Source organism: Pseudomonas sp. FSL R10-2189, from assembly GCF_009600325.1.
GTDB classification, from domain to species: Bacteria; Pseudomonadota; Gammaproteobacteria; order Pseudomonadales; family Pseudomonadaceae; genus Aquipseudomonas; species Aquipseudomonas helleri.
On sequence record NZ_WIVZ01000065.1, the window covers coordinates 1 to 15,371 of the forward strand.

Below are 15,371 nucleotides of genomic sequence, written 5' to 3' on the forward strand. Positions count from 1 at the left end.
AAGATCAACAGATCGCGAGCAAGCTCGCTCCTACAGAGTCTTTAGAATCAATCACTTATTTCATGTTTGATAAGAGCTTGCCTCGCGATCTTTTGATCTTTCGCAGCCTTCATGCCTCGTCAGCGACTACGGGTTGTAGGGCAACTTCTTACGCGGAACTCAGCACTGTCTGACTTGGCGGTGTTGGCCGAGGGGGACAAGCTCTGGATGCTCAGCCCTTGAGATCGGCCTTCTCACCATGAGCATTCAGCCCACTTCATCCAGCACCTGGTGCTGGATCGGTAAATTGACCCCGCCGCATACCCTGCTGACGTCTAAGGTGCGCGAAACCCTGCTCGCGTCATTGCGCCAACAACCTTCACCCCCTTTGCTGCTGGTCGTCGCACCCGCCGGCTACGGCAAAACCATTTTGCTGATGCAATGGCGCCAGGAACTGCTGGCTCGCCCTGCCCCGGCGCACCTCGCCTGGCTTTCGCTGGATGAAGCCGACGCCGAGCCCAATCGCTTTTTGGCCTACCTTATTCTCGCCCTCGAACGCGCCGGGTTGGAGCTAGGGCCTCTATCACACCTGGCCGCTACTCAATCGCTGGACGCCCAGCCGCTGCGAACCCTGTCTGCGTTGCTGCACGCGTTGTCTCACGCTGACCACCCGATCACGCTGCTGCTGGACGACTATCACTGCGTGACCTGCAAGGAAGTCGATCACATCGTCTGCACGTTGCTTGAACAGGCAACACCCTGGCTGAATCTGGTGGTCGCCAGCCGTACCCGCCCGGCCTGGCCCGCTGGAAAACCAACGGCTGGGTGCAGGAAGTGTCTGCTCACCAACTGAGCCTGTCCGAGGACGAGACCCGCAGCATTCTCGGGGCCAACGTCCAAACCATTGATGTACAGCACATCCATCGCACCACCGAAGGCTGGGCTGTCGCCGTTCAGTTGGCGCGCCTCTGGCGAGAAAGCCATGAAGGCAATGTGTACGGTTTGGGGGCGTTTTGCGGTTGTGTCACGGATGTGGCTGACTACCTGGCCGAGCAAGTGCTGGGCAGCCTCTCGCCGCAATGCCAGCTTTTTTTACTCGAAACGTCATTGCTCGAACGCTTCAATGCCGAGCTGGCCGATGCGGTACGTGAACGCACGGACAGCGCGCAATTACTCAGCCAGCTCAGCCACCTCGATGCGCTGCTGATGCCATTGGACGCCGAGCGCCAATGGTTTCGTTACCACGGCCTGCTGCGTGACTTTTTGGGCCCGCGGGTGTGCCTCACGCAAGCCCGGCGCATCCACGGCGCCGCCGCCCATTGGCTGGCGCAAGCTTGCGATTGGGTACAAGCCGTGGCCCACGCCCTCAAGGCCAAGGACCCCACGCTGGCAATTACTTTGGTGGTGCTGGCCGGCGGCTGGACGCTGGTACTGCGCCAAGGCATACGCTACGCACAAAGCCTGGTGCAACAGTTTGATGAACAGACCCGGCGCAATGCGCCCGACCTGTTGCTGCTGCAAGCCTATTTGCACGCCAAGCTGGGAGAGCATGCCCTGTGTACGCAACGGCTGGAACTCGCGCAAAAGTCGCTGCAAGGAGAACCCCGCCTGCTGCGCGACTTTTATGTGATCCGCACCTTGTCCAATGCGTATCTGGACCACTTTACGCATGACGAGCCGCCCCCTGGCCTGGGCGAGCACCCCGAAGAACTGCTCGCCCAGGCCACACTTGAATGTGTAAACACCCTGCATTTGCTGACCCATGGCGATATACCAAATGCTCTGCGCAGCATCCGCACAGCGCAGGTACAAATGCAGCTGGTGGCCAGCCCGCGTGGCGAAAGTTACTGCTGCCTGCACGAAGCGCAACTGCTGGCCCTGAGCGGGCAAATGCAGACATCCAGCACCTTGATCAACAGCACGCTGGCCTTTGTCCATAGCCACTTTGGTGGCGAAAGTTCGTTAAAAGCGCTCATCGGCTGTTTAAAGGCCCGTCAGGATTATTGGCAAGGCCACTGGGAGCAAACAACGCCGTGGCTCAACGACGGCTGGGCGGCACTGGAATATGCCGACGGCTGGCTGGAAGTCGTGGCAGGCACCGCCGAAGTCACTTGGCGCACGACCTTGCAGGCCAAGGGCTTGCACCCTGCGTTGCATGAGCTGGATCGCGTTTCGCAACTGGCCAGCATCCGCAATTGGCCGCGATTGCAGCAGTTGATCAACGCCTGGCGGGTCGACGCGCTGGTACAGGGAGGGATGCTGACGCAGGCCCGCAAAGAGGCGCAGCAAGCGGACCTGCACACCCAAAGCCCTCAGCAAGACTGGCGCAACCTCGAAGCGACCAGCCTGGCGCTGAGCCGCTTGCACATCGCCACTGGCGCCTCACAGGTTGCGTTCAGTCGCCTGCAACGTGATGCGGCGCATTTACGTGACAAAGGCTTGCTGCTGTCGAGTTGGCGCTTGAAATTGCTGGCGTTGGTGGCCTTGCACAAAGCGCAAATCCCCCAGCAGGCAGACAACGTACTGGCCACCCTGCTGCCGCTGTGTGAAAACGCGGTGCCCGGTTTGCTGCTGGAGGTCGGGCCGTGCCTGCTGCCTGTGCTGGAAGACTACACAGAGGCGCTGCCGGCGCTGCAACCCGTGATTAGCCGGCTGCGCAGTTGGCGTGCGCAGCCGTTGCGGGTAAAGATCCCGTTCAGTCCTAAAGAATCCAAAGTCCTGACGCTGCTCGCCTGCGGCCAGCCCAACAAAGCCATTGCCCAGGCGCTGGACGTGTCTGAAAACACCGTGAAATTCCACCTGAAAAACATCTACGCCAAGCTGTCGGTGGACAACCGCACCAGCGCCATCAACATGGCCCTGCGCCAAGGCCTGATTGCCCCACCGTTGTAATTGGTATTCAAACACCAAACCTACCCGTTGGGGTAGCCCATGGCAGAACATGCAGCCGCCCTACCCTTCGGCTCCGTAGCCCTCCGCCCACACGCCCCCCTAGCATCGACCCCGGTACAACGCCGGGCAGGCCTTGCGCTGCCTCCACCAAAAACAATCACAACAGGAGATGCCCTGTGGGTATGGACGGCAAAATCGTACGGGTTGCCACGGATGTCGGCGGCACGTTCACGGATCTGGTGTATTTCGAAACCGACACCGCCACTGGCCAACAACAGATTCGCACGGCCAAGGTCGACACCACCGCACCAAACTACGCCGAAGGCGTACTCAACGTCATTCAAAAGGCCGACGTGGCGCTGGAAAAGGTTGATTTTCTCGCTCACGGCACCACGGTGGTGATCAATGCCCTGACCGAGCGCCGGGGCGTCAAAACGGCGCTGATCACCACAAGCGGTTTTCGCGACATTCTGGAGATCGCCAGGGCCAATCGCCCGGATTACTTCAACCTAAAATGGATCAAACCCGCCCCTTTCGTGCCGCGCTACCTGCGCCTGGAAGTTAATGGCCGCTTGCACACCGATGGTCACGAGCGCGAGCCACTGGACCTGTCAACACTGCCCGACCTGCTCGACACCCTGCGCCGTGAAGGCGTCGAAGCAGTAGCCATCTGCCTGCTTCACGCCTACGCCAACCCCGCGCATGAACAAGCACTGCTGGCCGAAGTCCGCAGGCTCTGGCCCGACGTATCGGTGGTCGCCTCACACCAGATCACCCGCGAGTGGCGCGAATACGAGCGCTCCAGCACCACCGTACTGTCGGCATACGTACAACCCATTGCGGCGCGCTATCTCGATGAATTACAGGCCGGTTTACGCAACGCGGGGTATCAGGCGCCGCTGTACATCATGCAGTCCAACTGCGGTGTCGACAGCCTGGCGCACGCCCGGCAAACCCCCATCACCATGGTCGAATCCGGGCCTGCCAGCGGTTTTTGGGCCGCAGCCGAACTCGGGCGTTTGATCGATGAACCCAATCTGCTGGGGCTGGACATTGGCGGCACCACCGCCAAGTGCGCCTTGATCCAGAACGGTCAGGTCAGCATCAAGACTGACTACTGGATTGAGCGTGACAGCACCCACGCGGGCTATCCGATCATGGTGCCGGTGGTGGATCTGGTAGAGATCGGCAACGGTGGCGGCTCGATTGCCTGGGTCGATGATTTTGACAAACTGCACGTCGGGCCACAGTCCGCAGGGGCATTGCCCGGCCCGGCCGCCTATGGCAATGGCGGTGAACACATCACCACCACCGACGCCAACCTGGCCTTGGGCCGGATCAACCCGGACTACTTTTGCGGCGGCGAACTGACCGCCGACCAAGGCGCAGTCGCTCGCGGGCTGGACCGGCTCAGCGAGCGTTTACAGCTGCCGCCCATCGAGATCGCACGCGGCATCGTGCGGCTGGCCAATGACAACATGGTCAACGCGCTAAAGCTGGTCTCGCTAAGTCGTGGCCATGACCCGCGCGAACTCACCTTGATGGCGTTTGGTGGTGGCGGTGCCCTGCATGCCGTAGCCCTCGCGCAAGAGCTGGGGGTTAAAAAGGTCATCGTCCCGCGCAGCGCAGCGGTGTTTTCGGCGTGGGGCATGACCCTGTCCGACCTGCGCCGCGACCTGTTTATCAACCGCTTCGTGGACACCACCCAACCCGCCGCCCTGGCTGACACCCAATGCGCACTTGAAACGCTGATGCACGCGGCCCGCGAGCAATTCGTGGCCGAGAACATGGCGCCAGCTCAGGTGCAACTGCAGGTGTTCGCCAAGCTGCGTTATCAAAACCAGGAGCACTCGGTCGAGGTTGCGCTGAACAGCCATGAAGCCATCGCCGAACACTGGGTCGCGATCGAGCAGCGTTTTCACGCGTTATACGAGCAGCACTACACCTACCGCCTGCACGCACCGGTTGAAATTGTCGGTTTCCACCTGATAGCCGTGGCCGAGATCGGCAAGTTAATCCCCCAGGCCCTGCCCGTCACCGGCCGCACCCTGCAAGCCGCCAGCAAAGGCCAGCGCAACATCGACTTTGCCCTTCAGGGCGTGCACCAGGCCGCGCTCTACGACTATGCCCTGCTTGAGCCGAACATGGCCTTCTGCGGCCCGGCCATCGTTGAAGACTCAGGCACCACGGTGGTGATCCACCCCGGCAATCACGTGCGGGTCGATCACCTCGGCAACTTGCATATCACCCTCGATGGCAACGGAGCGTAAACATGCACAGCCTCGATATTTTTACCCGCGACATCATCCAGAACGCTTTGCAGGCCATCGCTGACGAAATGTTTGCTGCCATGCGCAAGGCCGCGATGAGCCCGATTATTTATGAAGTGCTCGACATGGGCACCGGCATTACCGACGCACAGGGCGACATCGCCAGCTCAGGCGCTGGAATCCCGGCCTTTGTCGGTGTGCTCGACAAGGCCGTGAAGCAAATCCTCAAGCACCACCAGGCCGATGAAATCGAAGACGGCGACGTGTTTATCAGCAACGACCCACACGACGGCGGCGCAGTCACACACCTCAATGACGTGGTGCTGGCCATGCCGGTGTTTGCTGACGGGCAATTGGTGGCCTGGACGGCCAACATCGCCCACTGGAATGACGTGGGCGGCATGGTGCCCGGTTCTTTATCGACCGAAGCCGTTGATATTTTTCAGGAGGGTTTGCGCCTGGCGTCGGTCAAGTTGATCAGTCGCGGGCAGCCGATTCGTTCGGTGCTGCAAATATTGCGCGCCAATTCACGCATGCCGGACTTTATGGAGGGGGATTTGTGGGCCGGTATCGCCGCCGTGCGTTGTGGGGCTTTGCGCTTGCAACAACTGAACAGCAAATACGGCACCGATCTGTTTTTGCAGGCCATGCGCGACTTTATGGACCTGGGCGAAAAAATCTCGCTCAAGGCCCTGGCAACCTTGCCCGGCACAACCCTCAGCCTGAGCGAACCGCAAGACGACGGCAGTGTGTTCAAGGTCGGTATTACCATCAGCCACACACAGCTGCTGATTGATCTGCGCGACAACCCCGACCAGTGCGCAGGCCCCGTCAACCTCAGCCGCGACGGTGCCGTGGTGGCAGCGCAAATGGCATTCAAGGCGCTGACGGCCCCGCAGGGCGTGACCAATGGCGGCACCTTTCGCCCGCTCAAGGTACTGACGCGCCCCGGCTCTTTATTTGATGCGCAGGCACCCGCCGCCGAGGGCTTTTATTTCGAAAACATGATCCGGGTTTACGACCTGCTTTTGCGCTGTTTGGCCACGGCGTTCCCCGAGCGCCTGCCGGCCGGCAATTTCGCCTCGGTGTGCGCCACCATCATTGGCGGCGTGCACCCAGACAACGGGCGCCTGTTCACCCTGGTCGAACCCGAAATCGGCGGCTGGGGCGCCGAGCCGGGCCGCGACGGCAATAACGCCATGTACTCAGGCCTGCATGGCGAAACCTATAACTGCCCGGTCGAGATCTGCGAAGCCCGCTACGGCCTGTATGTCGAGCGCATGGCGCTGAACGACGAACCCGGCGGCCACGGTCAGTTTCGGGGTGGCCGGGGGATCTGCATCGACTATCGGGTGCGCTCCGACGCCAGCTTCATGACCTGCGGCTACACCCGCTCGGTCGTGCCGCCGTGGGGCCTGCAACAGGGTGAGCCCGGCTCGCTCAACTACGTAGAAGTGATCCGCCAGCACAGCGGCGCGCACGAACGCTACGCCATGGCCAGCAGCATCCCCCTGAATGCGGGTGACCTGGTGCGCGTGCGCACCGGCGCGGGCGGCGGCTTTGGCCCACCCGGCAAACGCTGCAAGGACGCGGTGCGCGATGACCTGAAAAACGGCTATGTCGACGCCGCCACCGCCCACGCGGTGTATGGCGTTCAAGGCTGACCTGGGCTGAAACACGGCTTCAAACAAAAACAACAATAAAGAGAGTCCAACCATGCACACACACTTTGCACGGCGCCTCAGCACCGGTCTTGCACTCGCTTGCACCCTGAGTTCCAGCCCGCTGGCTCTGGGCGAGCAATTTATTGGATTCGCCCAACCCGGAATCCCGGGCAGTTGGGCGGTAGAGTCATTTCCGGTGCTCAACCGCACCACCGACGGCGACCTCAGCGTGGCCGCCAATACGGTGCTGGCGTACTTCTCCGAGACCGGCTTCACCGGCACAACCCGTGACCAACTGCAATTTTGGGTAGGCGCCATCCCCGGTTACGCCAGCAGCAACGGCGCCCGTGACAGCAGCGCGTGGGGCATTGCCTCGCCCAATGTCGGGTTTTCGTACTACTACAACGTGGTCGAGCCCACCAGCCACGTGGGTTCAGATGACTACACCACGTTCTGGACCAACCCTACGCTGATGGTCGAATTCCCCAACGGCAATGACGACCTGACCGGCCACGGCGCCTTTGCCAATCGCTACGCCGTGAGTTTCAGCGTCGCCAATTACCTGCGCGTGGGCCGTTTCGCCGTCACCTTCACCCCCGCAGGCATCCATTACGCCGCCCACAACCGCCACGCGACCGACTTGGGCGCGGGTGACCCCGCCCAACTGCGCGGCGGGGTCAGCCTGTGGCTGGGCGACATTGCCGCCGGGTATCTGGTAACCGAAGACCTGTGGCTGGGCGTGCACCACGTCTACCACATCAACAACACCACCGCCTCGGACTTCAACGTGTCGCGGGCCGGCAAGATCGGCCCGTCCATGACCTACACCGGGTTTGCCGAGGACGGCCTCTTCATCTCCGCCAACCTCAATGTTGACTACTACCACAGCGCCAACCTCAAACATTCCAACGCCCTGACCATGGCGCTGGTGAAGTTCTTTTAACCTTGCGAGGCCACCCTCATGAACACCCCGACATTCCCCACCCCGGCACACGACGTGCCGGTCACCGTGCGCTGGCTGAACCCGATTGGCCGCCCCACCTTCGATGCGCCGATCAGTGAGCTGCTGCACGCCATCAAACTGCCTTCGACCCGCATTGAAGTGCTGTCGCTGGCCATGGCGGCCAGTTCCACGCATCTCGAATACCGCGCGTATGAAGCGCTGACCTACGCGCCCATCGTGCAAATAGCTCGCGACAGCGCCCAGCACAACATCGACGCACTGGTACTGGGCTGCTTCTACGACCCGGCCCTTGAAGATGCCCGAGAAATCTCTGGCCAGACCGTGGTCATCGGCCCTTGCCAGGCCAGCGTGCAAGTGGCTGCCAATCTGGCCAACCGGTTCTCGATCATTGTGGGGCGCAACAAATGGATAGAGCAGATGCACGGACGCATCCGGGCTTACGGTGCGCAAGACCGGCTGGCTTCCATGCGCTCGCTGGGCATGGGCGTTGACGAGTTCCAGCGCGATCACACCCTTACCCGCCGCACCATCATTGAACAGGCCCGGCGGGCCGTCGAAGAAGACGGCGCAGAAGCCATCATCCTCGGTTGCACCATCGAGTTCGGCTTCTTCGAAGAGGTACAGGCGCAGATCGGCGTACCGGTCATCGACCCGGTGGTCGCCGCGTTCAAGGTGGCCGAAGCCGCAGCGGGCATGAAACGCCGCTTTGGCTGGAGCCCCAGCCGGGTGGGCAGTTGTGAGCCGCCATCCGAAGCAGAGATCAAGGCCTTCGGGCTGTTTCAAGAACCGGTGCCAATTGGCAACCGCATCAACGCCTAATCCTGGATGCAGCCCTTATGAGCATGACGCCTGACACCGCAACAACCCGGCAGGTCGGTGATGTATTTCGCACCGTCCCCCTGACCCGCGAACATTTAAAAAGCTGCCTGGCGCTGTTTTTTGTCTTTGCGATTGAAGCGTGGGAAATGATGATCATCGTCTACACCTCGCCACTGATCGCCAACGACTTCGGCCTCGATACCATTGCCGTCGGCAACCTGATTGGCGCCATGTTTATCGGCATGCTGCTGGGGTCGCTGGCCTGGGGCAAAGTGGCCGAACGCATCGGCCGCAAACGCGCCATCCTATTGAGCCTGGCGACCTATGGCGTGATCTCGCTGGCCAGCGCCTTTGCTCCCGATTACGTCACGCTGTACAGCCTGAGACTGCTGTCGGGCGTGGCGGCGGTGGGCATGATGGTCGTCACCTTTGCCCACTTTCAGGAACTGCTACCCCTGCGCTATCGCGGCGCGTTGTCGGTGTACCTCGCGGCAGGCTGGCCGGTCGGCATGTTATTGGCGCTGGGCGCGACCGTCTGGCTGCTGCCATGGGGCTGGCGGGCGATTATCGTGCTGAGCTCAATGGGCAGTTTATGGGCGCTGGTGGTTGCGTATTGGGTGCCGGAATCGCCTTATTGGCTGGCAGGTGCCGGTAAACAAACCCAGGCCCGCGCCGTGATTGCCCGACTCAGCCGGGGCGCGGTGCACATCCCGGAGCATTGCCGGCTGCACATCGACCAGACCAGCCGGGGCCATCAGCGTGAACTGTTCAAAGCCGCGCTGTGCAAAGTCAGCGTGTTGCAAATTGCCGTCAACTTCACCTTCTCGTGGGGCTATTGGGGCCTGCAAACCTGGCTTCCGACCTTGCTCCAGCAGCGTGGCCTCAACTTGCCGCAAAGCTACGGCTTTATTGCCCTGTCAGCCCTGTGCATGATCCCCGGCTACATGGCCGCCTCCTGGCTGACCCACCGTTTGGGGCGTAAAAAAGTCATCATCGCCTTCATCAGCGCCTCCGTGGTGGCCGGGTACGCCTTTGCCAACGTCCAGAGCCTGGAAATGCTCTACCTCAGCAACTTTGCCCTGGCCTTCTTCAGCCTCGGAGCCTGGGGCGTATGGGGCACCTGGATCGCCGAACTCTACCCCACCCCACTGCGCACCATTGGCTATGGCTGGGCAGTCTTTGCCCAACGCGTAGCTAACATCCTGGCACCGTCCATCATCGGCGTGCTGGTGGCCTACGGGTCATCCTTCAACCTGACCACCACCCTCATCAACGGCTTCATGTTCGTCACCGTGCTGCTGGTGGTGTTTATTCCGGAGACGCAAGGGAAGGCGTTGCAATGAGCCCGGTCGCTGGCCTTTGGACCAATGAATACGGCTCGCTGATGAGCTTGGTCGTTGAGGGCAATAAAGTGTCGGGGGTTTACCAGTCTTCAACGGGCTCCACAGGCCAGTACGAAGTCAGCGGTTACCAACTGGGCACAGCCGCCACGGCGACACTGGGCCAACCCGTGGCGCTGGCCATCGACTGGCATTCCGTCGGCAAGGGCACGGCTGATCCCAGCTGGAACTGGTCATCCTCACTCTGCGGGCAAATCAGTTTGCAGGGTCAGGAAGAGGTATTGACCCTCTCGCATTTACTGGTCGCCAGCAGTGACTTTGCGGGGCTTGCCACGCAGGGAACCTACGTCGACAAACTGGTGTATCGCAGGCCTGGCCGTATGCAACGCGCGGTGCCGCAGGGTGTTGCAGCCATAGCGTCGCGCGTCGACAACCCGCTGACAGGCACATGGATTGCGCCGGACGGCACGGGTTTAAACCTGTGGGTTGAAGCCACCAAAGAAGGTCGAGTGGGCCGTGTGCAGGGCTTTTTGATCAACGCAGAGGGCCAGACACAGGTGGTGGGGTTTACCGACATCAAAGCCATGGCCAGCGGGTTAGTGCTGCAATCACTGGCACTGAGCACTGCACGCTCATCCCACGTACAGTCGTTATGCGGAACCTTGCAGTTGCAGGATCAAACATTGGCGTTAGAGGTAATGACCAGCGCACAGACAGCGCCAGGCCAGACCTACGTACAAACGCGCCTGACGGCATTAGTGTTTAAACGCGGGTAGTTTCTTTTGATCTTTCGCAGCCTCGTGCCTCGTCAGCGACTACAAGCGGGCGCGATACAACTGTACGTCTCACGTAAAGCATCTCTGCTCGCGCAATAACGTCTCCAGCTCTTTTGTCGGCAATGGCCGGCTCAACAGGTAGCCCTGGACTTGATCGCAGCCGTTCTCGGTCAAAAACGCCAACTGCTCACAGTTTTCAACGCCTTCTGCAATCACTTGCAAGTTGTCGAATTTTAGATAATAACTCCAATAGTGACATTCAATGGTTCACGCTGATCAATAAACGTTATGACATGCCCATAGAAGAAACCAGCGTGCCACGTCAGACCTTCCGCGACGTCGTAAACAATGAACAAGACATCGTGGATCTGCACCGCACAACTGAAGTGAATCGGGCAACTTCACACTATGAAAATACGTTATTCACACAAAAAGCAGACCCATTTACATATGGTTTCGGACTAGGTTACCAACAAAATATTGGTGGCCCTGATGGATTTCTGTTGTATCAAATAAGCGCCTATGCCGAAGGACAATATCGTTTCGCACCAGGGTTGTGGGCGAGCGGTGGCGTAAGTGTCAATCTGCTAAACAACTATGACAAATTTAAATACGACGCACCGAGCGGCTTACCACGCGTGCGAACAGATGTGCGTAAATACGTAACTACCTCTGACGTCACTATGCCAGCTTTGCAGTTGAACCGTGCCAAGCAACTGGACCAAGATTTGTATGGCATGGTTTACGGAGGTTATTTGGAGCCGATGTATGCTGGTGTTGGCGGCGAGTTGTTGTACCGTCCTATGGGTGAGCGCTGGTCGATCGGCGCAGATTTAAATTTTGTGCGCCAGCGCGATTTTGAACAAGATTTTGGACTGCGCGACTATCAAACAGTCACCGGGCATATCACCACTTACACAAAACTTCCATTTGATCTTGATGCAGCAGTAAGTGTTGGCCGCTATTTAGCACGCGACTGGGGAACAACTATTGACATATCAAGAGAGTTTTCCAATGGAGTGAAATTTGGCGGATGGGTGACTCGCACTACAGCATCAGCAGATGAATATGGCGAAGGTAGCTTTGACAAAGGAATTTATATTTCAATTCCTTTCGATGAAATGATGAGTGTTTCAACCATGAGCCGAGCAACGATTGCATGGGCCCCACTGACTCGAGATGGCGGCGCGATGCTTCATCGTCAATACTCCCTGCACACTATGACTGACGGCCGTAATATAGACGCTTTCTATGAAAACTTTGGAAAGATCACTGATTAAGTCGCGTATCAAGGCGTTAGATAGAGTTAGAAGCTATATATTCGGAGGGCTGCACTAGCAGCCTATTCCGCAACCTTGTCTTAAAAACAGACTTCTATTGATGCCATGGTATGTAGCATTAGAGCTATAAAGCTTAAGGCACACAGCGCGCTTTGTCTCTACTCCCGCCAAAGCCGCCTTGGACATTTATTGATACTAGTATCGAATGAACCACCCCACATCATGCTTTAGAAACTCTAAAAGGCAAGTCTATGGTTGCTGCCATCAATGAAAATATTGCTTCATGAGAGCGGCATTCCCCCCTTTTACGGGCCCTCTCAAATCCATGTACGCCTGTGAATTTCACCATATTTGATGCAGAGACCACACTCGCTCTGTGGAACAAAGAGGCATTGTTATAAAATGTCGGCTTTCACGATTGCCGGTATGGCAAAATCGAACCGCCTCTAGGTATTTGGGTTAGTTGATATGCTTTTTGCAGGATGCCAAACCGACGCACAGACTTGTTCGGTGATCAATTTCGCACATACAACAGTGCTGATTGACGATATTCAAAAAATTGTTTTTTCAAATACTTTGCATATCAACCCGTCCGACTTAGTGACAAGTCAAATGCAAAATTTTGAAAACCTTGAAGCTGCTTTCGTAGAGATTCATACTCAAGATGTTTTAAGTGACAGCATTGACCTCGTAAAAAAAATACGTCAAACCAACAAAAAAACCTGCATCTTCATACTAATTACTCATACAAAATCTTTTTCTGGCACCAATTTTTATATTGCAGGCGCCGATCACTGCGTTAAATTATATGGCGACCAACAAGAGAGACAACAATTGCTGTCCGAGGCGCTCGAAAACTCACACTGGAAATCACCTGCTCATCTACAGCTAGACCGTACCCGGCTCTTACTATGCAGCTCGAGCAAAAAAATTGAAATTTCGTATACTGAAATGACAATTATTGAGGCCTTATTAAATGCGCCCGAACATGTTATGAGCCAGGATAGCATTGCAAAAACTCTAGATCCCAACATTGTTTTCTATGACCCTAGAGCACTAGAAAAAACAATCAGCCGCCTAAGAACAAAAATTAAAAAAGCCTATAACCTCGAATTAATTTTAAGTGTACGTGCTTATGGTTATCGACTTCGTCGTTGCACGGTATCATGAAAAGTTACAAGCTAGGCTCATAGCATATAGACTACAACTAATTTCTACTCTGAAAACCTTGGCGCAACCTCATATAAAATGATAATTCCATGGAGGAGCTCAAGCATGAAATTAATAGCTAGAAACATCAGGTGTGATACACAAGTCTGTTATTCATTATCAATTAAGCAACGAAGCTGTAACTACCTAAAATTCATAAATCATACGTATTTAAATTCTTACCACGCCTGCTTCTTTCTTCAGAAAAACAGCATCACCTACTTAACAAGCGAACTAAAAAAACAGGACATGCATTGCTTTATGACTTCAACCCCACATTTCTAACGGGATGAAAATTGCAAGGTGTGAATTTGATGAAAAGAAAGCATTTACTAACTAACAATGCACACAGCATCAACGTCATAACGGCCCTAACTTTTGAAAAAGTGTTGACTACCTACGTGCCTACTTCTACCCCTCCAACTGATGATTTATTGAATCCACAAACTTGGCTCTTTAACTTAACCACACGAGAGTTATGTAACTCCACTAGCAGGATTAAGTTAACCGCCATTGAATCACTACTGGTTAAGGCGTTAACACTTAGCAGCGCTCGCATCTGCAGCAAGCAAGAAATAATTTTGGGTATAGGTAAGGACCCACAGACTTACAGCGGGCTTGAAATGAGTTTAAGCAGGCTACAAAATAAATTCAGAAATGTCTTTGATGAACGATTGTTTCGATCCGTCCGAAACCGTGGGTACTGTCTAGTTCAAGACGTGAAAATATCACATCAGCACAATTAGACAGACAACCTGGTTGAACATTCGCCAATTAATCGATCTTGATTGTAATAGTACTTCCGACAAGGAAGTCAGTCAAAAACTTAAAACTGTTATAAAACGTCGAACGCCTCAGATTAATAACCCTTATTATCTATAGTTGGTTGAGTACCGACGGCGAATTCGCTTTACGCCCCACAAACAAGAAGTGTGCTGAATCACTAAGTATCGCAAGCCACTTCTATATAGTCAGGCACTTTCTACAAGGCTGATACCTTGATACATACACGCATAGATAGAAAATCGGTCGCCAGAGGGCTTACATTTTGGGGACAGTGGTTCATTTCTATGAGCCTCGTCATCTCTACCCTGCTAATACTGGTATACACCAAAAATGGGAGCATTGATTTTCATTATCGCATTGCTGCCATTTTAACATTACTCATTTCAGTACCTGCCTACTCTGCAACGAACGCATACTACAAGAGACATAGCTACCTGAATGGCTTATTACGTTTGTTTTTAGGATGGACCTTTACACTTACATGCTTAAGCACCGTAGGATTTATAACCAAATCGAGCGAACTATTTTCACGTGAAGTTATTATATCGTGGGCATTAATTGGATATGCTATTCAAATCCCACCTTACCTGCTACTTCACTTCTTATCACGCCACTACCACGAACGAAATAGCCATCATTATAATAGCTTAATAATTGGCTCTGACGGTGTAGCACTAAAGCTGGCGGATAGTTTTATTCAGCAAAACCAATTCCCACTCGTTGGCGTTGTGAGCGCATCACCTTTTGAAGATTCTGAAAATTCGCCACTTATAGTAGGTGAACTTACGCAGTTACGAGCACTCATTACTGAGCACAACATACGACGACTTTATATGGCCCTATCGTTGCAGGATGCTCAACGTATCGAAGCGCTATACATTGATCTACTCGACTTGAATGTTGATGTGGTCTGGATTCCTGATTTGGACAGTATGCTTCTACTTAATCATTCTGTCAGCGAAGTGGGGGGACGCCCTGCTATTCATTTAAATGAGAGCCCTCTGACCAGCCACCCAACTGCGGCTTTCAGTAAAGCACTTATGGAACGATCACTGGCCCTTAGTGCAATTATATGCCTGAGTCCTGTGCTCATAATAATTGCTCTGGCAGTAAAACTATCATCACCAGGTCCAATTCTATTCAAACAACAGCGCCATGGATGGAATGGCAAAGTAATACAAGTTTTAAAATTTCGCTCTATGAAAGTGCACGATGATAAACATGTGCAACAAGCTAGTCGAAATGACTCGCGCGTGACATCTGTAGGGCGCTTTATACGGCGCACTTCACTTGACGAACTACCTCAGTTGTTTAATGTGGCTCTTCGCATTTAAGGGTGTAGAAAAAATCTGACCGGCTGGAAAAGGAGTCGAGGATCTTAGAAAATGTAAG

At 55.5% G+C, this 15,371-nt stretch carries 10 protein-coding genes and 2 pseudogenes; 11 read left to right on the top strand and 1 reads right to left on the bottom strand.

All coding sequences use genetic code 11. The annotated features are described in order from the left end of the window. Positions 1-238: 238 nt before the first annotated feature. The 8 genes from GHO32_RS26980 (at position 239) to GHO32_RS25425 (ending at position 10,704) form a co-directional block, all read left to right on the top strand. Positions 239-832, top strand: a complete 594-nt coding sequence (locus tag GHO32_RS26980; RefSeq protein ID WP_256665591.1) for a hypothetical protein — start codon at positions 239-241, stop codon at positions 830-832. Next, entirely contained in the window at positions 814-2,871 is a 2,058-nt protein-coding gene (locus tag GHO32_RS27310) for a LuxR C-terminal-related transcriptional regulator (RefSeq protein ID WP_368668518.1), read from the top strand. Before GHO32_RS26980 ends, GHO32_RS27310 begins: the two co-directional genes overlap by 19 nt. Before the next feature lie 182 nt (positions 2,872-3,053). Then, positions 3,054-5,141, top strand: a complete 2,088-nt coding sequence (locus GHO32_RS25400) for a hydantoinase/oxoprolinase family protein (protein ID WP_153336634.1) — start codon at positions 3,054-3,056, stop codon at positions 5,139-5,141. A 2-nt stretch (positions 5,142-5,143) separates the two neighbouring features. After that, entirely contained in the window at positions 5,144-6,805 is a 1,662-nt protein-coding gene (locus GHO32_RS25405; protein ID WP_153336633.1) for a hydantoinase B/oxoprolinase family protein, read from the top strand. A 52-nt stretch (positions 6,806-6,857) separates the two neighbouring features. After that, on the top strand, positions 6,858-7,748 hold the full coding sequence (locus GHO32_RS25410; protein WP_153443060.1) for a hypothetical protein: 891 nt from the start codon (positions 6,858-6,860) through the stop codon (positions 7,746-7,748). 18 nt (positions 7,749-7,766) lie between these two features. Beyond that, the gene (locus GHO32_RS25415) at positions 7,767-8,588 is read left to right on the top strand and encodes an aspartate/glutamate racemase family protein (RefSeq protein ID WP_153336631.1); all 822 of its coding nucleotides are present in this window, start codon (positions 7,767-7,769) and stop codon (positions 8,586-8,588) included. A 17-nt stretch (positions 8,589-8,605) separates the two neighbouring features. After that, entirely contained in the window at positions 8,606-9,931 is a 1,326-nt protein-coding gene (locus GHO32_RS25420) for an MFS transporter (RefSeq protein ID WP_256665590.1), read from the top strand. Further along, positions 9,928-10,704: an avidin/streptavidin family protein gene (locus GHO32_RS25425; protein ID WP_153336630.1), complete on the top strand. Its 777-nt coding sequence runs from the start codon at positions 9,928-9,930 to the stop codon at positions 10,702-10,704. Before GHO32_RS25420 ends, GHO32_RS25425 begins: the two co-directional genes overlap by 4 nt. A 69-nt stretch (positions 10,705-10,773) precedes the next feature. Here GHO32_RS25425 and GHO32_RS25430 read toward each other — a convergent pair. After that, positions 10,774-10,929: pseudogene (locus tag GHO32_RS25430) on the bottom strand (EAL domain-containing protein); the annotation flags it as partial. Between the two features lie 2 nt (positions 10,930-10,931). Here GHO32_RS25430 and GHO32_RS25435 point away from each other — a divergent pair. The 3 genes and pseudogenes from GHO32_RS25435 to GHO32_RS25450 all read left to right on the top strand — a co-directional run. Further along, positions 10,932-11,984 (top strand): annotated as a pseudogene (locus GHO32_RS25435) (YjbH domain-containing protein); the annotation flags it as partial. Between the two features lie 510 nt (positions 11,985-12,494). Beyond that, positions 12,495-13,154, top strand: coding sequence for a helix-turn-helix domain-containing protein (locus GHO32_RS25440; protein ID WP_372239841.1), 660 nt, complete (start codon positions 12,495-12,497; stop codon positions 13,152-13,154). A gap of 1,109 nt (positions 13,155-14,263) precedes the next feature. Further along, positions 14,264-15,313: a sugar transferase gene (locus GHO32_RS25450; RefSeq protein WP_256678631.1), complete on the top strand. Its 1,050-nt coding sequence runs from the start codon at positions 14,264-14,266 to the stop codon at positions 15,311-15,313. The last annotated feature ends 58 nt before the right edge of the window (positions 15,314-15,371 follow it).